16 protein-coding genes are annotated in these 21,813 nt (G+C 41.8%); 9 read left to right on the forward strand and 7 right to left on the reverse strand.

From position 1 onward, the window contains the following. The first annotated feature begins 139 nt into the window (after positions 1-139). Together prfB and lysS are read left to right on the forward strand one after the other, a co-directional pair. A protein-coding gene (gene prfB / locus VJY63_RS02795; protein WP_349254590.1) for a peptide chain release factor 2 occupies positions 140-1,238 on the forward strand; the annotation gives its coding sequence in 2 pieces (ribosomal slippage) (positions 140-214 and positions 216-1,238; 1,098 coding nt in all). A 4-nt stretch (positions 1,239-1,242) separates the two neighbouring features. Further along, complete coding sequence (gene lysS, locus VJY63_RS02800) at positions 1,243-2,748, forward strand: lysine--tRNA ligase (RefSeq protein ID WP_324048215.1); 1,506 nt, start codon at positions 1,243-1,245, stop codon at positions 2,746-2,748. Positions 2,749-2,791: 43 nt separating this feature from the next. Here lysS and VJY63_RS02805 read toward each other — a convergent pair whose 3' ends face one another. After that, entirely contained in the window at positions 2,792-4,324 is a 1,533-nt protein-coding gene (locus VJY63_RS02805) for an exopolyphosphatase (protein ID WP_324048216.1), read from the reverse strand. A gap of 170 nt (positions 4,325-4,494) precedes the next feature. On the opposite strand from VJY63_RS02805, the gene trxA reads away from it, so the two are divergent. The 7 genes from trxA (at position 4,495) to VJY63_RS02840 (ending at position 12,422) form a co-directional block, all read left to right on the forward strand. Next, positions 4,495-4,821: a thioredoxin TrxA gene (trxA, locus tag VJY63_RS02810; protein ID WP_324048217.1), complete on the forward strand. Its 327-nt coding sequence runs from the start codon at positions 4,495-4,497 to the stop codon at positions 4,819-4,821. A 315-nt stretch (positions 4,822-5,136) separates the two neighbouring features. Continuing rightward, positions 5,137-6,396 carry a transcription termination factor Rho gene (gene rho / locus VJY63_RS02815; protein WP_324048218.1) on the forward strand — a complete coding sequence of 420 codons (1,260 nt, stop codon included), beginning with the start codon at positions 5,137-5,139 and terminating at the stop codon, positions 6,394-6,396. A 92-nt stretch (positions 6,397-6,488) separates the two neighbouring features. Next, a complete protein-coding gene (gene ubiD, locus VJY63_RS02820; RefSeq protein ID WP_324048219.1) occupies positions 6,489-7,970 on the forward strand; it encodes a 4-hydroxy-3-polyprenylbenzoate decarboxylase in 1,482 nt (493 codons plus the stop codon). A gap of 3 nt (positions 7,971-7,973) precedes the next feature. After that, positions 7,974-8,702 carry a hypothetical protein gene (locus tag VJY63_RS02825; protein WP_324048220.1) on the forward strand — a complete coding sequence of 243 codons (729 nt, stop codon included), beginning with the start codon at positions 7,974-7,976 and terminating at the stop codon, positions 8,700-8,702. A gap of 1 nt (position 8,703) precedes the next feature. After that, positions 8,704-9,453 (forward strand): dihydromonapterin reductase, encoded by a 750-nt coding sequence (folM, locus tag VJY63_RS02830; RefSeq protein ID WP_324048221.1) that lies wholly within the window; start codon positions 8,704-8,706, stop codon positions 9,451-9,453. A gap of 83 nt (positions 9,454-9,536) precedes the next feature. Further along, positions 9,537-10,235, forward strand: a complete 699-nt coding sequence (locus VJY63_RS02835; protein ID WP_324048222.1) for a methyl-accepting chemotaxis protein — start codon at positions 9,537-9,539, stop codon at positions 10,233-10,235. 54 nt (positions 10,236-10,289) lie between these two features. Next, positions 10,290-12,422: a SulP family inorganic anion transporter gene (locus VJY63_RS02840; RefSeq protein WP_324048223.1), complete on the forward strand. Its 2,133-nt coding sequence runs from the start codon at positions 10,290-10,292 to the stop codon at positions 12,420-12,422. Between the two features lie 43 nt (positions 12,423-12,465). On the opposite strand, the gene VJY63_RS02845 is transcribed toward VJY63_RS02840, so the two are convergent. Genes VJY63_RS02845 through VJY63_RS02870 form a run of 6 tightly spaced genes read right to left on the reverse strand, consistent with a single transcriptional unit; the run spans position 12,466 to position 21,777 of the window. Further along, positions 12,466-12,867 carry a DUF4150 domain-containing protein gene (locus tag VJY63_RS02845; protein WP_324048224.1) on the reverse strand — a complete coding sequence of 134 codons (402 nt, stop codon included), beginning with the start codon at positions 12,865-12,867 and terminating at the stop codon, positions 12,466-12,468. Positions 12,868-12,877: 10 nt separating this feature from the next. Further along, the gene (locus tag VJY63_RS02850) at positions 12,878-13,510 is read right to left on the reverse strand and encodes a DUF3540 domain-containing protein (protein WP_324048225.1); all 633 of its coding nucleotides are present in this window, start codon (positions 13,508-13,510) and stop codon (positions 12,878-12,880) included. A 60-nt stretch (positions 13,511-13,570) separates the two neighbouring features. Then, positions 13,571-14,749: a pentapeptide repeat-containing protein gene (locus VJY63_RS02855; protein ID WP_324048226.1), complete on the reverse strand. Its 1,179-nt coding sequence runs from the start codon at positions 14,747-14,749 to the stop codon at positions 13,571-13,573. Further along, the gene (locus VJY63_RS02860; protein ID WP_324048227.1) at positions 14,746-17,538 is read right to left on the reverse strand and encodes a DUF2169 domain-containing protein; all 2,793 of its coding nucleotides are present in this window, start codon (positions 17,536-17,538) and stop codon (positions 14,746-14,748) included. Before VJY63_RS02860 ends, VJY63_RS02855 begins: the two co-directional genes overlap by 4 nt. A 2-nt stretch (positions 17,539-17,540) precedes the next feature. Then, positions 17,541-20,381 (reverse strand): type VI secretion system Vgr family protein, encoded by a 2,841-nt coding sequence (gene tssI, locus VJY63_RS02865; RefSeq protein WP_324048228.1) that lies wholly within the window; start codon positions 20,379-20,381, stop codon positions 17,541-17,543. 52 nt (positions 20,382-20,433) lie between these two features. Next, the gene (locus VJY63_RS02870; protein WP_324048229.1) at positions 20,434-21,777 is read right to left on the reverse strand and encodes a TAXI family TRAP transporter solute-binding subunit; all 1,344 of its coding nucleotides are present in this window, start codon (positions 21,775-21,777) and stop codon (positions 20,434-20,436) included. Positions 21,778-21,813: the final 36 nt, after the last annotated feature.

The following is a 21,813-nucleotide window of genomic DNA, read 5'->3' on the forward strand; positions in this document are numbered from 1 at the left end:
GCGCACATTGAAGTTCTAGTGTAACGACTTAGTCATAGGATGCTAGCCGCTAGCAGGGGTTTTGGGTAAAATACTTTCTTTGTTTAAAAAAATCTTTGTTTAGAAAATTTATCTTACCACGCTGGAGCAAGCCTTCCCCATGTTGGAAATTAATCCGCTAGTCTCCCTAATCAAAAACCTGCAAGAGCGCACTCACGTTCTTAGGGGGTATCTTTGACTATGATGAGAAAAAAGAACGTCTTGAAGAAGTAACGCGTGAACTAGAGCAGCCAGATATTTGGAATGAGCCAGAACGCGCTCAAGCTTTGGGTAAAGAACGTTCAAGCTTAGAAGTCATTGTTACGACGCTAGACACATTAGATGCTGGATTGGTTGATGCTAAAGATTTATTAGAGTTAGCCGGTGTAGAAAATGATGAAGAAACCTATCAAGCAGTTGATGCCGATTTAAGTCATCTACAAAAACAACTTGAAGGGTTAGAGTTCCGCCGTATGTTTTCGGGTGATATGGACCCTAACGCTGCCTTTTTAGAGATTCAAGCGGGTTCAGGTGGTACAGAAGCACAAGACTGGGCCAATATGATGTTGCGTATGTACCTACGCTGGGCTGATGACCATGAATTTAAAGTCGAAATTGTAGAGCTTTCTGATGGTGATGTTGCGGGTATTAAATCGGCAACGCTTAGCGTGCAAGGTGATTATGCTTATGGTTGGTTAAGAACTGAAACCGGTGTGCATCGCCTTGTAAGAAAAAGCCCTTTTGATTCAGGTGGTCGTCGCCATACTTCATTTGCTTCCGTGTTTGTATCGCCTGAAGTGGATGATAGTTTTGAAGTTGACATTAATCCTGCTGATTTACGCATTGATGTTTATCGTGCTTCCGGTGCAGGTGGTCAGCACGTTAACAGAACCGAATCAGCCGTGCGTATTACCCACTTACCAACCAATACCGTGGTCGCGTGTCAGGCAGGGCGTTCGCAGCATCAGAATAAAGATTTTGCAATGAAGCAGCTAAAATCACGTTTATTTGAACTTGAAATGCAAAAGCGTAATGTTGAAAAGCAAAAGCTGGAAGACTCAAAATCAGACATAGGTTGGGGCAGCCAAATTCGCTCTTATGTGCTTGATGATTCACGCATTAAAGATTTACGTACCAATATAGAAACACGCAATACCCAGGCCGTGTTAGATGGTGACCTGGATAAATTCATTGAAGCCAGTTTAAAGCAAGGTCTATAAAATTATGACAACGTCTGATACCACTTCTTTACCTGACATTGAAAACGAAAATAAGCTTATTGTTGAGCGTCGCGCTAAACTTGCTGCTTACCGTGAACAAGGTAATGCCTTCCCGAATACGTTTCGCCGTGATGCTTATGCAGGTGATTTGCAACGTGAATTTGGTGAAAACACTAAAGAAGAATTAGCCGAACTAGGTAAAAAGGCTAAAGTTGCGGGTCGAATTATGCGGATGCGTGGCCCGTTTATTGTTATTCAAGATGTTAGCGGTCAAGTTCAGTTATATGTCGACAAAAAAGGCCTAGAAGAAGTACAGCAAAAAGCCATTAAAACTTGGGATATTGGTGATTTAGTTTGTGCCGAAGGTATTTTACATTTGTCGGGTAAAGGTGATTTGTATGTATCCATCGAGCAAAGCCAGCTATTAACTAAAAGTTTACGTCCTTTGCCTGATAAATTTCATGGTTTGTCTGATATGGAAACCCGCTACCGTCAGCGTTATGTTGATTTAATTGTAAACGCTGAATCGCGTGAAACATTCAAAGCGCGTTCTAAAATCATTAGCGGCATTCGTCGTTTTATGGAAGACAAGGCGTTTATGGAAGTAGAAACACCCATGCTGCAAGCCATTCCTGGCGGTGCAACGGCGCGTCCTTTTGTGACGCATCACAATGCGCTAGATCAGGATATGTATCTGCGTATTGCTCCTGAGCTGTATTTAAAGCGCTTGGTGGTGGGTGGTTTTGAAAAAGTTTATGAGATTAACCGCAATTTCCGTAATGAAGGGCTTTCTACGCGCCATAACCCAGAATTCACCATGATCGAATTCTACTGGGCTTATGCCGATTATCAAGACCTCATGACTTTTACTGAGCAATTACTTAAAAGCCTCGCTGAACAAGTATTGGGTACAACGCAAGTGCCTTATCAGGGTGAAGTGTATGATTTTGGTAAGCCATTCGAACGCTTAACCATGAAAGAAGCTGTGATTAAGCACGGTACGGGGATTACTGAAGCTGATTTGGCAACGCGTGAAGCGGCTGCTGCTGTTGCTAAAAGCTTAAAAATTGAAGTGAAAGCAATTTGGGGCTTAGGTCGCATTATTACTGAGATTTTTGAAGAGGTTGCAGAAACACAATTGCGTCAGCCTACTTTTATTACTGCTTACCCAGCTGAAGTTTCACCTTTGGCACGCCGTAATGATAAAGACCCTGAAGTAACGGATCGCTTTGAGTTCTTTATTGGTGGTCGTGAAATTGCTAATGGTTTCTCGGAATTAAACGATGCTGAAGACCAGCGTGATCGTTTCTTGGAGCAGGTAGCAGAAAAAGAAGCCGGTGATGACGAAGCTATGTTCTATGATGCCGATTATATACGCGCCCTAGAATACGGTATGCCACCAACAGCCGGTGAAGGCATTGGTATCGACAGACTAGTGATGATTTTCACTGATAGTCCATCGATTCGTGATGTATTACTTTTCCCTGCAATGCGCCCTGAAGTTGATTAAGCGTTACTTTATAGTCAAAAATTAGGTAGCAAACAGCTGCAGGCTAACTGAAATTAAGTTCAAAGCCTGCATCTGCCAGCCAAGCTGCTTCTTGTTCTAAATCATTTTTTAACAGTGGTTGTTCTTCTAGCCAGCCTTCAGCAAACACAATTTGCATGGCTTCTTTAGCGTGGCTGTTATCTATCGTAATACGAAAATCTAAAAAAGGTGTTTCAGGACGGCTAGGATGCAAAATAACGGCTAAGCGTAGTAAACGGGCTAGGCGTTTGAGTTTTAATTGGTATTCGGGTGTAAAAGCGTCAAATTCGGCTAGCGGAAATTTACGACGATGCGCACGAATTAAGGTTGATAACATCTGTTGTTGTGGGCGAGTAAAACCTGCTAAATCGGCATAACGCATTAAATAAGCGCCATGCTTGTGGTATTGGGTATGTGCTACGCTTAAACCAATTTCGTGCAACATGGCTGCCCATTCTAGCTTGTTACGCCATTTAGGTGCGTTGGCTAATCCCCAAGTGCTGGCAATTTGGTCGAATGCATGCAACGCTGCGTTAGTAACCGAATGACTTTGTGACGGATCAATTTGAAAGCGTTCTGTAACGGCTCGAACGGTTCTCACTCGGATGTCTTCGTCAGTGCCACTGCCTAATAGCTCATAAAGTACGCCTTCACGCAGCGCACCCTCTGAGTATTCAAGGCTTTCAATACCTAAAGCTTCAAAGATTGCCAAGCTAATGGCTAAACCCGCGGGTACAATGTTGACTCTTTCTGGACGAACGCCATACGTTAGCCATTGCTCAGGACTGCCGGTTGCCATTAATTCTTCGTACATCTGTTTTAAGCCAACTAAAGTAATGTTAGTAAATTGACCTTTACCAATAATTAACGATAGCGTTTTCATTGTGCCAGAGCTGCCGTGAGCAAGCTGCCAGCCTTCCTTACGAAAACATTTTTGAATGTGTAATAATTCACCATAAGCTGCTAAATAGGCTTTTTTGAAGTCTGCAGCAGTAATAGTTTTGTTAATAAAGTAACGCGAATTAAAGCTCACACAACCCATGTGCAAGCTTTCTAATAATTTAGGTTCATTACCTTCACCAATAATGAACTCTGTACTACCGCCACCGATATCAACCACTAAACGTTGTTCAATTATTTTAGGATTAGAGTTCACTACGCCGACATAAATTAAACGTGCCTCTTCTCGTCCAGCAATAATTTCAATAGGAAATCCTAAGATAGCTTCAGCACGATCAATAAACTCTTTGGCATTGTGCGCTGCTCTAAGGGTGTTGGTGGCAACTAACGTAACTTGGTTTTCATTTAAACCTTGTAAAAAAGGTGCCATTAACTTCAAGCATTCTAGTCCGCGCTGCTGTGCTTCTTCACTTAAACGGTTATTGGCATTTAAGCCAGCGGCAAGCTGCACTTTTTCACCCATGCGCTTAATAATGCTTAACTCACCTTTTATTTTACGTGCTAATAATAAATGAAAACTGTTTGATCCTAAATCTAAAGAAGCGACGAGATCACCTTCAGAAAGGCGTTCAAGGTTGTTTACTGGCTCATTATTCATAAAAAGATTATCCATAAAACTATCTGTAAAACAAGAGTTAACCTAGGCTTTTATAGCAAAGATAACACCAAAAAGTCGAAGATTATATTCTTACATCTTTAGGTGTGCCAAAGAGGGTGATATGATGCATCACATTACTTGATGATTAAGTTCCCAATGGAGAACAGACTATGAGTGCTAATATTCTTAATACCAGTGATGCCAACTTTGAAGAGGATGTATTAAAAGCTGAGCTTCCTGTTTTAGTTGACTACTGGGCAGAATGGTGTGGTCCTTGCAAAATGATTGCTCCAATTTTAGATGAAATTGCTAGTGAATACGAAGGTCGTTTATTGGTTTGCAAGCTGAATATTGATGAAAATACCGATACACCAGCGCGTTTTGGTATTCGTGGTATACCTACTTTAATGTTGTTTAAAGGTGGTGAATCAGTCATTAGTAAGGTTGGCGCTCTGTCTAAGTCACAGTTATCAGCATTTATAGACGCTAATTTATAATTGCTATAAATGGCTTCTGCACGCAAAAATTGTAATTAAAGTGTTGCGTGCAGAATCAGCTTAAGGCAAGATAGATTGCGTTTGGTGCAGCACAGTTGTATTCAGCACCGTTTTAGTTTTATTCCAGTAACATCCTAAATCAAGTGAGTGTTGCAGGAAATCGACCTGCCCTTAATGCTCTAATAGCAATCAATCAGAATGAGCTATTTTTTATTTAGTTCAATCTATTAATCTTGTGTGCAAGCTCGGTAAATTACTTATTATACCGCTTTACACGGACATTACCTTCTAAGCAAGATCACCTATAAAAAACCCATGAATCTGACCGAACTCAAGCAGAAATCCGTTACCGAACTAATGGACATCGCCAACGAGATGGGCATCGAACACGTTGCACGTACTCGTAAACAAGACATCATCTTTGGAATTCTTAAACGCCACGCTAAAGGTGGTGAAGATATCTACGGTGATGGCGTATTGGAAATCTTGCAGGATGGCTTCGGCTTTCTGCGCTCAGCAGACTCTTCTTATTTAGCTGGGCCCGATGATATCTATGTTTCACCCAGCCAAATTCGCCGCTTTAATTTACGCAAAGGCGATAGTATTGCGGGTAAAATTCGTCCACCTAAAGACGGTGAGCGTTATTTTGCACTGCTTAAAGTTGATTCCATTAACTTTGATCGCCCAGACAACGCTAAGCACAAAATCCTTTTTGAAAACCTAACGCCGCTCTTTCCTGATGAGCGTATGGTAATGGAAGTGGGTAATGGTTCGAGTGAAGATCTAACCGCCCGTATTATTGATTTAGTTTCGCCGATTGGTAAAGGTCAGCGTGGCTTGATTGTTTCTCCGCCTAAAGCGGGTAAAACACTGATGCTGCAAAACGTTGCTAATTCCATTAAGCGTAATAATCCTGAGTGTCATCTAATTGTATTATTAATTGATGAGCGCCCAGAAGAAGTAACTGAAATGCAGCGTACTGTACGCGGTGAAGTGGTTGCTTCTACTTTTGATGAGCCGCCAGCACGTCACGTTCAAGTGGCTGAGATGGTTATTGAAAAAGCCAAGCGCTTGGTTGAACATAAGCTAGATGTCATCATTTTATTAGATTCTATTACCCGTTTAGCACGTGCTTATAATACGGTTGTGCCTAGCTCTGGTAAGGTTTTAACGGGTGGCGTTGATGCACACGCTTTAGAAAAGCCTAAGCGTTTCTTTGGTGCTGCACGTAATATTGAAGAAGGCGGTAGCTTAACCATTATTGCCACAGCTTTGGTTGATACTGGCTCTAAAATGGACGAAGTTATTTTTGAGGAGTTTAAGGGTACGGGTAATATGGAAGTACACCTAGACCGCAAAGTAGCTGAAAAACGCATCTATCCCGCGATTAACATTCGTCGTTCGGGCACGCGCCGTGAAGACTTGTTAGCGACAGAAGAAGAATTACAGCGTATGTGGATTCTGCGTAAGCTGCTTAATCCTATGGAAGACGTAGCAGCAACAGAGTTTTTGGTGGACCGTTTAAAAGACACTAAAACCAATATGGAGTTTTTTGAGGCAATGAAGCGTAAATAGCTTTATCGCTTTGAAGTAAGTAGCCATTTAAGTTGTTATTTAAGGCAAGCCCCACGGCTTGCCTTTTGCACATTTAGAGGTTTCAAATCCCGATGATTTATAAGGATTTACGCGACTTTATCGAGCAACTAGAAGCACGAGGCTTATTGAAGCGGATTCAGCAAGAGGTTGACCCTTATCTGGAAATGACCGAAATTGCTGACCGTACGCTACGTGCGGGTGGCCCTGCTATTTTGTTTGAAAATCCCAAAGGTCATACTATGCCAGTGTTGGCTAACTTGTTTGGTACAACTGAACGGGTTGCTTTAGGTATGGGTGCTGAATCGACCGAAGCCTTGCGTGAAATTGGCAAATTATTGGCTTATTTAAAAGAGCCAGATCCGCCTAAAGGTTTGAAAGATGCTTGGGAAAAGTTGCCGATTTTAAAGAAAGTTTTAACCATGAGTCCCAAGGTACTAAAAAAAGCGCCTTGCCAAGAAGTGATTATTGAAGGTGATGCTGTCGATCTTTATAAGCTACCCATTCAGCATTGTTGGCCAGGTGATGCAGCGCCTTTAGTAACTTGGCCTTTAGTGATTACCCAAAGTCAAAAAGATGGCCGTGAAAACTTAGGTATTTATCGTCAACAGCTACTGGCTAAAAATAAGCTGATTATGCGTTGGTTAGCGCACCGTGGTGGCGCTTTAGATTATCAAAAATTCTGCCGTGAAAACCCAGGTAAACGCTTCCCTGTTTGTGTGGCTTTGGGTGCAGACCCAGCGACTATTTTAGGTGCTGTTACGCCTGTACCAGATACCTTGTCTGAATATGCTTTTGCGGGTTTATTGCGTGGCACAAAAACAGAATTAGTTAAATCCATTGGCTATGATTTGCGTGTGCCAGCTTCAGCTGAAATTATTTTGGAAGGCTACATTGAACCCGGTGAGTTGGCGCTAGAAGGCCCTTTTGGTGACCATACGGGTTACTACAATGAAGTGGATGAATTTCCTGTTTTTACTGTGGAACGCATTACCCGCCGTAAAGATGCTATTTACCATTCCACCTACACTGGCCGCCCACCCGATGAGCCAGCGATTTTAGGTGTGGCACTAAACGAAGTATTTGTGCCTATTCTGCAAAAACAGTTTCCAGAAATTACCGATTTTTATTTGCCGCCAGAAGGTTGTTCTTACCGTATGGCAATAGTTACGATCAAAAAACAATACCCAGGTCATGCTAAGCGCGTCATGTTGGGCGTATGGAGTTTTTTGCGTCAGTTTATGTATACCAAGTTTGTGATTGTAACGGATGATGATATTAACGCCCGTGATTGGAAAGATGTGATCTGGGCGATTACTACACGCATGGATCCTTCCCGCGATACGGTATTAATTGAAAATACACCGATTGATTATTTAGATTTTGCTTCGCCAGTATCGGGTTTGGGTTCTAAAATGGGGTTGGATGCGACCAATAAGTGGCCGGGTGAAACCAACCGTGAATGGGGCACTTGCATTACCATGACTGATAAAGTGAAAGCCCGTATTGATGATATTTGGGATGAACTAGGTTTAGATCACAAGGATAAGGGCTAATAAATGATAAATACCTTTGCTAAAGTACAGCAGTTAGAAGCACTGACTAATCATGTTTATCGGGTCACTTTACAGCTAGATACCCCTGCTTTTTTTCTACCCGGTCAGTATTTAGAAATTCAAGTGATGAAAAATGAGCAATCAGAAGGGCATTGGCAGGCTTTTTCAATCGCTTCTTTACCCGATCAAAAACAAATACAGCTACACATTCAACGTTTGCCAGCGCGTGAAAACTCGCAGCAGCTATTTAGCCAACTTAAAGAAGGCGCTAATTTAACGATTCGGTTAGCTTCTGGACAATGTGTGTTGCACGGTAAAGACCGTCCTTTAACACTTATTGCGGCTGGTACTGGTTTTGCACAAATAAAATCACTGATTGAAGCGTTGATTGAAAAAAACTGGCAGTCACCCATTAACTTTTACTGGGCTGCTAAAGATGTAGACGGGCTTTATGATTTAGAATTGGCTCAAGCTTGGCAGAATCAATTAGCAGACTTTACCTTGATACCGATTGTTGAAGAAGTGTCAGAAGGTTGGCAGGGTGAAGTGGGGCGAGTGACGGATGTGCTAGCTAATGATTATGATGAAACCAATACAGCAACGACCGTTGAAGGTTTTATTTGTGGCTCACCCAATATGGTGTATGCCGTAGAAGATTTATTGATGAGTCGTGGAATGCCACCGCGTGCATTATTAAGCGATGTGCACGCTTATATGCCAAGAGATTATTAGCATGACACAGCTTATTGCGCCTGTTTTCTTGGCACCTATTTTAATCACAGGTGCAGCGCAGCGCAGCGGCTTTCACTTAGCTAAACATTGGTTAACTAAAGGGCAGCCAGTGATTATTAGCTACCGTCGTCATAAAGCAGGCGTTGATGAATTGGTGGCGCTGGGTGCAGTAGCCATTCAAGCTGATTTTTCTAGCGATGAAGGTATTTTTGCACTGATTGCTGCGGTTAAAAAGCAAACGGTTAGTTTAAGAGCGATTATTCACAATGCTTCTGACTGGGCGGCAGATACAAAGGATTCAGAAGCGGCGGCTGCGGTGTTTAGGCAGATGTTTCAAGTTCACCAGCAAGCGCCATTTTTGCTTAATCTTGAATTAGAAAGCTTGTTATTAGCAGGGGCTGAGCAAAGTGGGCAGATGACTGATATTATTCATTTAACTGATGATGTAGTGCGCCGTGGTTCACATAAGCACGCGGCTTATGTGGCGAGTAAAGCGGCTTTGCAAAACTTAACCCTTTCTTTTGCTAGCCGTTTTTCACCACACATTAAAGTCAATGCAATTGCGCCTGCGCTGTTAGCTTTTAACGAAGGTGATGATGAAGTGTATCAAAAAAAAGCATTAGCTAAATCGCCTTTAAGTTTGGTGCCAGGTTTTATTGTGTTAGTCCAAACAGTCGATTTTTTACTTAATCAACCCTATATGACGGGGAGTATTTTACCCTTGAATGGCGGCCGACATTTGCAAGCATAAATCTATGAATTACGTTGCTGTTACGCTAGTAGCGGTGTACATTTGTTCACAGTTTTCATTTAACTTTTAAGGTCTTTTTTAACATGAATTCAAATTATAATCAGCAGGGCAGTGACTACAATACAGCAGAGGATGCTGCCCGAATTTATGAAAGTATTGCTACGCGTATGAATGGCTTTCTTTACCGTAGTCGTAACGACAAAAGTTACACTATGGTTAATTTAGCCGGTATGGTTAAAAAAGTAACCGGCTATTCAGAAAAAGACTTGATAGAAAATAGCCGTCTTTCTTATATGTCACTGATTCATCAAGATGATACGAGCCGTCTTGATGCTGCTATAGAAAAAGGAATAAAAAGTAAAACCAATTGGAGCGTAGACTACCGTATTAAGCGTGCTGATGGTTCTATTCAATGGGTCAATGAAAACGGCGGTGCAGTTTATAACGATCAAGGTGACGTTACTTTTATTGAAGGTGTGGTTGCTGATATTAGTCAACGCAAAGTAGAAGAAGACGAACGCCATAAGAAAATGGATGACGTGGGTGGCACAAGCAACCAAATTATTAACCAAACACAAAAGATTTTACAAGTTCTAAAAACGCTTAAAATGTTAAGTTTAAATGCTAGCATTGAAGCGGCGCGTGCGGGTGAAGCCGGTCGTGGTTTTGCGGTAGTGGCCGATCAAGTAAAAGAGCTTGCCGATGAAACCGGTAAATCAGCACAATCCATTACACAGTTAATGGGTGAGTTAGAAGCAAAATTAGTTGAAGCCAGCGAGTAAAATACAGTTTTGAGTCTCTAAAAAATAACAATAATTCATAAAAGTGAGACTATTATGCTCAACTTACGTGTAATGCTGCAGATTTTACCTGCAGCATTATTAATGTGCTTAATTAGCACCGTGTTGGCTTTCTCCTTTGCAGCCATGATTGTTCATGTCGATCATGCTGCTTTATTACCTGACATGGTGGTTGCCATGTTATTTACCGCCATGATTTCTGCGCTTTTTGTTGCTTGGAAAGGCAGTATGGCAGGTCTTATCGGTATTCCTTTGCCCAGTGCGGCTGCCATGTTTGCAGATATGTTGCAAGGTGCTAACTTTTCAAGCGATCAATTTTGGCTGTTGTTATTGTTGAATGGCATCATAACAGGTGGTTTTATGCTGTTATTAGGCCATTTAAAACTTAGCCGTATTGTTCGTTACCTTCCCATTCCTGTTTTAGCGGGTTTTTTGGCTGGTATTGGTTGGCTATTTATTAAAGGTGGTTTAGCACTAACAGGTTTAAATAGTTTAGCGCTTTATCATTTACAAGATTCATCATTATGGATAGCATTGGGTTTTGCTTTAATACTTTGGTTGTTGCGTCAACGGATTAAACCTGCTCATTTATTGCCGATGGCAACGCTTTTGGGTGGTGGTTTAATGGTATTAATTGCACCTTATTTACAAAATAAAAGCAGCTGGTTTTTTGAATTAACAACCAGTGGTCGTTTACCGCTTACTAGTTATCAGTGGTTTAAAAATGGCATTCCTCAAACTGAGTGGTTATACCTGCCTTGGAGTTTGCTGCTAACTTTAGCGGCTATTTCTGTTTTGTCCATGTTATTACAAGCAACTTCAATTGAGTTGTTAGCTAAAAAAGACATGAATTTAGACCGCGAATTAAAAGTGGCAGGCCGCATGAATTTGTTAACCGCGATGGCTGGAGGTGGCGTTGCTTCTTTATCGTTAAGTCAAACCAGTATGGCTTGGCAAATGAAAGCTAATTATCGCCTAACGGGTATTCTTATTGCTTTAATGCTGTTGATTGTTATTTTTGTACATGGGTATTTATTACAGTGGTTACCTTTACCTTTAGTGGCAGGTTTGCTAATTTTTCAAGGTATGCAATTTATTAATCAATGGTTAATTACTTCGGGCGATCGTTTTCCACGAACAGATCAATTTGTTATTGCTGTTATTTTTATTGTTATTATTTTTCAAGGGTTTTTAGGTGGTGTGTTACTAGGATTATTGTTAACTGTTTTATTGTTTATTAGAGAATACAGCCGCTTACAAGTTATTCACTTAAATACTAATCTGACAGGTTTAAGTAGTGGTGTTGAGCGTACACCACAAGAAAATCAGTGGCTTGAAGAACAAGCCGATAGCGTTAGAGTTTACCAACTAAGAGGTTTTCTGTTTTTTGGTACAGCTAATACACTAACAGAGCAAATAAAACGTGATGTGCAAGAGCAGCAAAGTCCAATTGATGCGTTATTATTAGATTTTGGACGCGTAAGCAACGCAGATTCCTCGACTGCCAATAGTTTATTACGTTTAAAACAGTTTTGTGATGCACAAAAAATCACTATTCACATTACAGGGCTTAAACAGGTTATTCAACAAAGGCTGAACGCTGCTGGTTTAGTGTTTAGTGATTTGTCGTCTGAAGGTGGTTTGTGCAGAGCAGCTAGTTTAGAAGAAGCATTGGAATTGTTAGAAAATCAATTACTAAAAGACTTACACCTAGATCAACAGTCACCCGTTCAAGCCATGTTACAGCACCGCTTAACCCTTAAAGAAGATGAAATAGGTAAGCTACTCGCCTACTTTAACGAAGAAACCTATGCTAATGGTGCATGGATTCTTAGGCAGGGTGAACATCAGCGAGTGCTTTATATTATTGCTTCTGGCAGTGTTGATGTTGGTTTACAAGATGCACAAGCAGGTGGCTGGGTTCGTCTTAAAAAAATGCGTCCAGGCACTCTATTAGGCGAGATGGGTTTATATCTGAATGAACCAAGATCGGCTGCTGCTAAAGCCGTAGGAAAAACTCAAGTACTCGCTTTAACACATTCTAATTTATTGCAAATGGAAACTAACGATCCTAAATTGGCTTTAGCCTTCCACCGTTTTGTAGTACTAATGCAGTCTGAACGCTTAAAAGAAAGTAACCGCCGCCTTTACTCTTTATTACAAGACTAGCGGCTAGTTTAAAAAGCCTAGTTTAAAAGCTTAGTTTAAAAGCTTAGGTTAAAAGCATTAACTTAACTTGAGATGGCACTAAAGTCACACCTGGTGCACCTGGGGTGAAGCCATTTTGCCCCGACATGCCCAGCATTTTATTCGAAGGCATTCCGCCAATAAATGTTTTAAAACTCCCCAATAACTGCCGTTGTGATCCCATAACCATGCCTGAAGCTGGGTTCAGCAGTACGCCTGCATTATCACCAATACTCATGGGTGTAATGGTCATCATATTATGGTTAGGCATCGCCAAGGTTAACACTTTGAATTGCGAAGGAATTGCTGTCATGGGTAGCGCAATATTAGGATAGGGAATCGGCGTAGGAATCGGCCCGACGGGTGTAATACAGACATCAGGAAAACCTAAATTTAAACCACCCATTTGCGTTGTTGCAAAAACCATAAAAAACTCCTTAACCCATGTGAATGCGTTCAGCATCAATGCGTAAATCTTTGTTGCTGGTAATGCTGGCCTGTTCACTGTGCAGGGTCATATTGCCTCTAACCCGTTGAATATGATGCCCAGAATCTTTTTGCTCAACTTCGTCAACACGGCTAATGGATTGGCGTACCTGCTGCCAAAGGGTTTGTCCTGAATGCCAAAAATCTTCAATTAGGTTTCGTACCTGCTGCCAATGTTGAGTGAGCTGTTTGCCACTTACCTTGCCTGTTTGGGTAGTGAGTTCAACGTGTTGGCTAAGCACTTTGGTAGTTTCTGCTTGAAGCTGCCATTGCCCTGTGTTTTTCCATTGACAATCTTGGCCACCTAAGTCAAAGGTTAAGCCTTGCTTTGCATTAATCTGCATGGCTAGTGGTTGCTGGCGCTCAAGAATGGCTAGCAAATAAGTCGTTTTACCAACATTTTGTAGCAACACCTTGTCGCCTAATACGGGTTGAACTAAGCAAGAATAGGCTTGATTGGCACGGATTAAACCTTGGTTGGTTGTTACTAACCAACTACCTTCTTTACCACCTTGAACATAGCCTTCTGTGGGTAGCGTTTCTTGGGTGCTGTTTGAATTATTAAGCTGTGGCGATAATGACATAAGCCGTTTTCCTATCAATTATTAATCTAATAAGTTGTTAATCTAAACCGTTAACGCAGATTATCTATTAGCTAGCTGTTCTGCTTTTTGGCGCACTGGATCAGTTTCTAATGCATCGGCACGATTAGCGCCCTGCCAACGTGTGCTAGGGTCAAGAAGGCCGTGTAGGTTGGTTCTATAAAGTTGGGTATCGCTAAAATCTGCTTTGGTTACAAGGGCATGGCTGAAATCAGCATAGGTAAGGTTGCTGGCAGTAAAAATAGCATCCGTGGCATTGCATTCAGTAAACTGCGCTTGTTCTGCTTGCACCTTATGAAATAAAGCCTGCTGACAATTAGCTTTAATTAACAGCGCCATATTCATTTCACAGTGATTAAAAACTGACTGACTGAGTTGCGCTTCTATTAAGTTAGCTTGGTTAAGTTTTGCGCCGGTAAAGTTACAACCAACCGCAACGGCTTTCATCATGCCCGCTTGCGAAAGATCCATGCCTTTGAAGTTAGAATAGCTAAGATCGCATTCTTGAAATTGCGGTTTAATCAGTCCTGACTGGGTGAAGTCGCGTTTAGATAAATCTATTTTTTGGAAAAACGGTAATTCAATGCAGGTGTTGTGCAATACGGCTTGATCGAATGTACATTCCAACAGGTTTAACCTGAAACCAGACAAGTCGGTTAAGTTAGCGCCGGTGAGTTGACAGTTAACCAAGCTGCATTGGTCGACAAAGCTTTTATGCCATTGGCTGGCGTTTAAATTGCTCTTGATGCAGCTAAGATTTTTAAATTGTGCTGCGGTTAAATGACTGAAGGCTAGATTAGAATCAACTAAACTCACTTGCTCAGCAACCACTGCCTGCCAGTTACTGCTACTTAAATCCATTTCAACAAAGCTCGTTGCCTTGTGCTGACTGCTGGTTAAATTTATTTTTTCAAACTGACTGTTAATAACCGACGAATTTTGCCATTGGCTGTGTTGCGCTTGAATAGCAACGCCTTTGCATTCTATAAAATTAGCATAAATAAATTGTGTGGCTTTAAAGCTGGCTTGATCAAAAATGCATTGGTTAAAATTACATTCTTTGATTAATGCTTTGTCTAAATTAACGCCCGTAAAATCAACCTGTTGAAATACGCCACCCGAAAGGTCGATGCCACTTAAATCACCTGTTATGCGTTGGTTTTCTAAAACAAAAGTATCGCCGGTTTTTATCCAAGCTTGTAATGCTTGTTTATCCATCATGGTCGCCAATCCTGCAGTAGGGTACGGTCTAAATTAGCAAAATCGAACTGGGTATTGCCATATTCCATGTACAGCAAATTAGCAGCATAAAGGTTAGCGCCGCGTAAATTGGCGTTCATAACTTTAGCGTGGTAAAGCACACCTTCCATTAGATTAGCGTCTTCAAGGTTGGCTTGAGTAAAGTTAGTGTTGGCCATATTAGCGCGATAAAGTTTGGCTTTTTTAAGACTAGAAGCCGTTAAGTTGGCGAATTCTAAGTCGGCTTGTTCTAAATTGGCCGCATCAAAACAACTGTTTTTTAAAGAAGCTTCACGAAAAGAAGCCATGCTTAATTGTGCTGCGGCAAAGTTGCAACCATCTAACTGACTGCCACCTAAAAAACGGGTATTGCTTAATTGTGCTGCAATAAAGCTCGCATCTTTTGCCTGCATTTTAATGAGATTACTGCCTTCTGCTTTTAAGCGATCAAACTGGCAAGCCATAAAAATGGGGTTCACTAGGTTGCACTGGCTAAGATTCGCAGCAGTAAAGTTACATTCTTCAAAAACAGGGTCGATCAAACTAAGTTGCTGCATACTGCTTTGTGTAAAGTTACAGCCTTGGATGCTGGCTTGCATCCATTGGGTTTTATCCAATTGTGCATGAGTAAAATCATTGGCTAGCAGCACCGCTTTATTGAAATTTACTTGCGTTAGTAAGGCGTTATTAAAAATACACCCTTCAATTTTTGATGCACCGATATTAGCGCCGGTTAGGTCTGCATTGGAAAAATCTGTTTGTTGCAAGTTGGCATAGACTATAATTACGTCAGTAAGTTTGGCACTTTTTAAGCTGCTGCCGCTAAGATTAATGCCTTCCATATAACATTCACTAAAATCCACACCATCCAAAATCTGGTTAGATAAATCCAAGTCAGATAAATCATCGGTAGGCAAAGGTTGTTTAAGTGCAATGGCAGCTAAAACTTGTTGGCGTAATTTTAAGCGTTGCTCGGCACTTTGCAGCGGTGAACCACGCTCAGGCCACTCTGCCCCCATACGGTAGGTGGCTTTAATTTTTGTAATAGATTCTTCAAGCTGCTTTTGAACAATGTTTAGTTTATCAATGCTGGATAGCATTTGTTTTTTAATACTTGTCATTCGTTCGCCAAGATCGTAATTGGCTTCTAGTTCTACTATTTCTTTTTCTAGGTTGAGTATTTCAACACGAAGTTGGTCTATAGGTAGTTCAACTTCTGCTCTAGGCCAAAATGGTCGGGGTGGGGTTTTAAGCGCATCTATTTTTTTCTGAATTAATGAATGCTTAGATTCAAGCTGAGGGTCTAATAAAAGCGCTTCTAACTCTGGCAGAACAGCATCTACTGCTTTAGCTTTCTCACTTAAAGTAATGGATTCAACCAAAGGTTTAATTTCTTGCATAGCATCAAAATCAATTTTAGCTAAATCTGGGCTGCCATCGGTTTTTTTCGGCAATATTTTAGCTTGCAAAGCTTCCACCTTAGCTTGCCATTCAGCTGGCGGCGGTGGCACAGGCATTGGCGGCAAGTCAAACCCTTGCTGTTGCAGGGCTTGGCGTTCCTCTTCTATCTGCTGCATGGCTTTAGCCTGCATTTCCTCGGTTAGGTGCTTTGCCTTGTCCATCTGGGGTAAATCCAGTGAAGGCACCTCACCACTTTGCGCCATCAGTAATGCCATGCCGCAAGTGATTTGTGTAGGCAGTAAAGGCTGGGTATCTAACAAATAACGCCAAGCATTGTCTTGATCGGAGCGTTTTTGTAACTGGTCAATATAATGCGCATCTGGTTTGGGTGCAGCGGGGTCTTCTAGGGCAAGCAGCAAGGCTTTAATATCACGGGCATCATCGCGGCTAACCTTGATTTGTCCACGGTAAAGCATAATCCCTAAATTCTGATTAGGTAATAAAACTAAGGTTTCAGCTTTTAACTGCACCTGTTGAGCTGTGGGTTTAAACTCGTCACCTTGCTGCTGCAATAACCAAGCTACCGCTCGCCAAGGTGGTAAAGTGCCTTCCATGCGTGGCATATCTGCATTTAGATTTTGTAGTTGATAGTGGGCATTGCTTGGTAAGCTACTGGCTTTAAAGCGCTGGTCAGGCAAAGCATCTTGACAGAACAACCAGTCAAAATCATCGGGTAAACCGGGCATGGCTTTTTGCATATAAGCGGCATTATAAGTACCCGCATACTGCTGTTTTTGCGGTGCCATAAAATCCATTGCACCGGTATAAGCTAGGGGTAAAACTTGTCCGGGGTATTCTGCTGGTGTATTTAATACTTGTACTTGAGTGATGGGGTAGAGGCTCTCACCAGCTTCAGTAGTTATGGCTTGAAAACCCACTCCTTCTGGGTTTTCAGCAAAGCCTTCACCGCCAAAAGCCAACGCCCGACTTAGCGGAATGCGCGTAAAGCTTTGCTCAACTTTTTGTTGTTTAAAGCCGGGCAAGCCACGCCAGTAACCTTTACCTAATAGGTGCAGTTGTTTATTAATATCGCCGACTGTAAAGCTAGCAGATAATTCTTTTTGGGGTTCGCCTTTAGGTGTTTCTGCACAGCCGTAAACTAAAACTTCTGCTTGAGGCTTGGGGAAACCAGCATCTAAAATTTGAACTTCTGGTGTGGCAGACACTTTTTCCCATAAGCTTTGCTCCAGCACAGGTTCGCCCGTTGTAAGGTCAAAACCTAGCAAACTGCCAATTGCAAAAAAATGTTGGCGCTGATAGGTAAAAGAGCGAGTTAGCGGGCTAAGTTGTAGTGGTTTAATTATCTGCATAGTTAATTCATCAGCTTCAATACATTGGATTCAATGCTGGTAACTTTATTTTCAATTGCTGTTGCCCCATTTTTTATTTCTGTAATATCATTTGAAATGCTGGTTACTTTGGAACTAAGGTCTGTAGCAGCAGTTTTAATATCTGTTATTCCACTATTTATAGTTGTTATTCTACTTTCTATAGAGGTAATTTTTGCCTCTACATCCATAACCGATGAATTAAGCTCGGTAGCAGTATCAATGGTAAAACACGCACCCAAATTTAATTCAAACTTAGCCGATAAGCTCATTTCATTTTTTAAGCCAATAAAAATTTCAGATTTAACCCCTGCAAATACCTCGCTATCTGCTGCAAGGCTAATGGATTTAGAGCCCGCTAAGTTAAGCTCAACACTGCCACCCATAAAAAAGTCTTCGGTTCGACCATGATGAATGCTTTTTGCTAGGCCATAAGATTCTTCAAAACTATCGCCATGTTTATAACCCCATGAAGTGCCGTGATGGTGCTCTTCAGCATCACCTACATGTACTTCCAGTATTTTCCCATTACGGTATTCGTAAACATCGCCATAGGTTTTTTCAATCAGTACATTACCGGGTTCAGAATAGGTAATATTGTTTCCTGTAATTTTTTTAAGGTAAGGGCCACCAATATCAGTCTTATCGTGAGGTAGTTTTTGGTTGATTTTAGTGGTATCTCTTATATGCGCTTCTGCATAACCATTTCCAAAGTCATAATCGGCAGTATCACCCCAAGAGTAGTTATTACCCATTTGGTAGTTAAAGGTGTTGCCCCAGAGTTTTTCAACGTAATGACTGTTTGCTGACCAAGCGGTATCTTCGCCTGTCATTGCATCATCAAACGCCCAGTCTTTTGCTCCTTCTAGCTTTTCAGGCACATCCCACTGCATGGCTGTATAGCGTTCATCACTAGGTTCAACAAAGAAGGTGAGGGTTTCATCACCACCACCAAAGTTAAATTCGCTGCCATCACCGCCAAAGTTATAAATATCGCCATCTTCCCAATTGTATTGATGACCCGCACGGCGAGCGATAAGGTACTTGCCAGAAAGTTCTTCTTCTCTGGTTAATTCGCTGTCGCTGTAGTTTCCGCTATCAAGTTTTGGAAAGGAAAAAAGCTTCTGTTCATCAAACGTATCGCTGTCTTCACCACCGTGCTTTTCAACAGTAAAGTCGGCTAATGGTTTACCATCTACGCTGTGAGAACGCGCAAATACCAGTGTTTGTTGACCACCCAGTATTTCATAACGATAAAGCCCATCACTGGTTAGGGTAAAGCCATCGCCTGAATGGTTAGGTGCGCCTAAGTGTAGGTAAGTGTTATTAGTGGGCGAAAAAAGCTTTAAACGGCTAGAACCTTCTTCATCTTCTAGTTCAATACGGTTGCCGCTGGCGCTGCGTAATAGGCTACGCGTTTTATTAGCATCTTTTACAACACTTGGGTAAGCCGCGTTAGGAAGTGCGCCTGAAATAATGGGTCGGTCAGGGTCGCCGCCAATAAAGCTTAATAATACTTCAGTACCCTTGGATAGTGGAAAATGCATACCGCCGCCAGTACCTGCAGAAGGTTGCATCATAGGAATCCAACACGAAGCTTTGCCTTCACCAGCGGTGCGCTCACGGTCAAAAGGTAGAATAACTTTGTAACGTCCTTCAGCGTCGATTGGTGCATACTTCTCATCGGAACTGGCATCAATAATGGCATTTAATACGCCATGAAAACGGGGTTTTTCGGTGGTGACGCTGGGTCGAAATTGTAGACTGGTTCGTAAAGCTTGAATCTTGTTTTTATAGGGCGCTTGTGAAATACCGTCTTTTTTAAAGCGTTGAAAAGCAGCATTAAACCCTTCATGTTCGATAACAAAAGGATAAAAATCGCCATTGTCAGTTGATCTAAAGTGACCTTCCACACTAAAAGCTAAACCCGTTTGTAATGATGCGTCGCGGCTTTCACCATGAAAAAACTCACTTTTCATCATGAGTTCTTGCGCCCGTGCTGTGGCAATTTTTTCGGCTTCATCAGAGTCAATTAAATTGTCACAGTAGCGGTAAATGCTTCCAAAACCTTGTTCATCAACGGTTGCTTGCCCTTCAATGGACGATGAAGGCGTGTTGCTGTTGTAGTCTTTAAGGGTGATAGAACGTGGCAAAGGTTCGCCATGACTAATCCATTGTGACAATAGCCCATCTTCTGGCTTCACAACCATGCCGGTTTCTGGTTGGTAACGTAGGTTTATTTGTGGATCTTTAAGGTGTTGCGAAGAAGCATCATGGAAGATAATTTTTTCTTGGTCATCAAGCTGCTCAAAGCGGTAATAAATGCCTTCACGTTCGGTAATGCGTTGTAAAAAGTTTAGATGACTTTCCCCAAACTGGCAGCGAAAATCCCAAGTTCGGTAGTCACCTAGCTGTTGTAGGTCAAAGTCTTTGCCGCTGAACTCGCCTTCTTCAAGTAGATCCGTCAGGCTATCTACAAGGTTTTGATCCAAATAAATTTCATTGGTTTGAATCATTTCAAGCTTGGCAAGGCGAGGAACCATACGCAGTTGATAAAGGTAGCCGTTTTCTATTGGATGCAAAATTCGGCAATAGGCAACCATGCCATGTAAAATGCGGCGCTTACCTAATACATTTAGAGTAAACCTAGCTTTTTTACCCAGCAATTGTCTAATTGCTACGTCTGAGTTTTCACTGTATAGCTCAAACGTAAAATGAAAAGGCTGACTTAACGCTTCATAACCCTTAAAGCTGACAACCTGAAAGGTTAGTGAGTCATTGGTTTGTTTTGGCAATTCAAATGTGTAGTGAGTATCGCTGTTCATGTCAATATGACCTCTAAACGTTTAACCATGTCTGATTAATGACGGTTTGCGATTAATTATGTGCGCTAGCTTTGGCTTGTTGCTGCGCCATTTCATGGACTTGTAAACCGGCTAATCGCCATTCAATTTGACGCATAACATCACCGCATTGCTGCAAGGTGGTTAATAGCAACATTGAATCATTTAAGTGGTTGCCTTGAGCCAAAGAAACTGCCTGATTCTTTAAAGTGAGTGCTTCGTTAAGTTGTTGATGTAATAAACGAATGTCTTTGGCTGATTTTTGTGCGCGTTCCAATTCCACCGCTTCACGAAAGATTTTTTCTAATCCGGTTTCTAAATGGTTACGCTTGCGTAAGTGGCGTAGACGTTTTAAATACTTAATTTGTAACCAGCCAGCGATAATGCCTATTAAAATGCCCATGACTAGCCAGCGATTTTGTGAGAACCAAGACAAGCTGCGGGATAATTCATTAAAACCAGCATAGGGATTGTAATAACGCGCACTGGCTTGATGCATGGGCATATAGCGCAATAAACGGTCTTCTAAAGGGTTTAAATCAACCATAACGGGTGCTTTGCGGCGTAATTCTTCAGAAAAAAGTACTGAGTGGAGGCTGTCAATTAAGTCATTCGGTAAGCCAGGGCGTGCAGCTAAGACTGCTAAAGTACCTAAAGTAGCAATGCTTTCTGTCGGCAAAGGCCCTGCTGCACTGGTATAAGTACCCGGTTTAATGAGCGTAGTGCTAATTTGGCTATGGTTAAGTGCATAACCTTCAGCTAGATCAATGGGCAAGAGTTTAAATTCACCACTCATTAACACCGCGCGTAAATCTGGATTAAGCATCCCTGTTGTTACAATTGCACCTTCTAGCTCTGGTGTGTCGAGAAGCTTAGAAAAATAAAGTTCATTCATGCCAATGTTGCTTTCATTAATGCCAAGATGAGCGAGCAGCATCATTGACTGGGCGCGATAACCTGAGCCTTTAGACCCTAATGCAATATTGTGGCCTTTAATGTCCATGATGCCTTTAATTTTACTGTTCTTACGCACCATTAAGTGCATATAGTCTTGCCACAAAGGTGCGATTAATTCTAAGTTACGCAGCGTGGCAGAGCCGATCATAATAATGGCTAAGTCTGCTTCTTCTTTTAATAGCCTGCCACGGTTATCCACCGATCCTTTAGTTTCAATCAGCTCGACATCGTAACGGCCTTGCTGCTCAATCATTTCTTTAAGCATTGCACCGTATTCATAGTAATAACCACCCGATGCGGCTGTGGCGATGCGAATGACCCGCGTTTGTCCGGCTTGCTGGACACTCCAATAAATAATGATAATTGCCGCTGTAGCAACCAGTATCCAACTTAACCACCAGCGCGTTTGAAAGCTCAGCATCTTTGTTTCTCCACTTGTTCACCCCGTTATTTGCAG

Source organism: Marinospirillum sp., assembly GCF_035271045.1.
Classification (GTDB): Bacteria; Pseudomonadota; Gammaproteobacteria; order Pseudomonadales; family Halomonadaceae; genus Marinospirillum.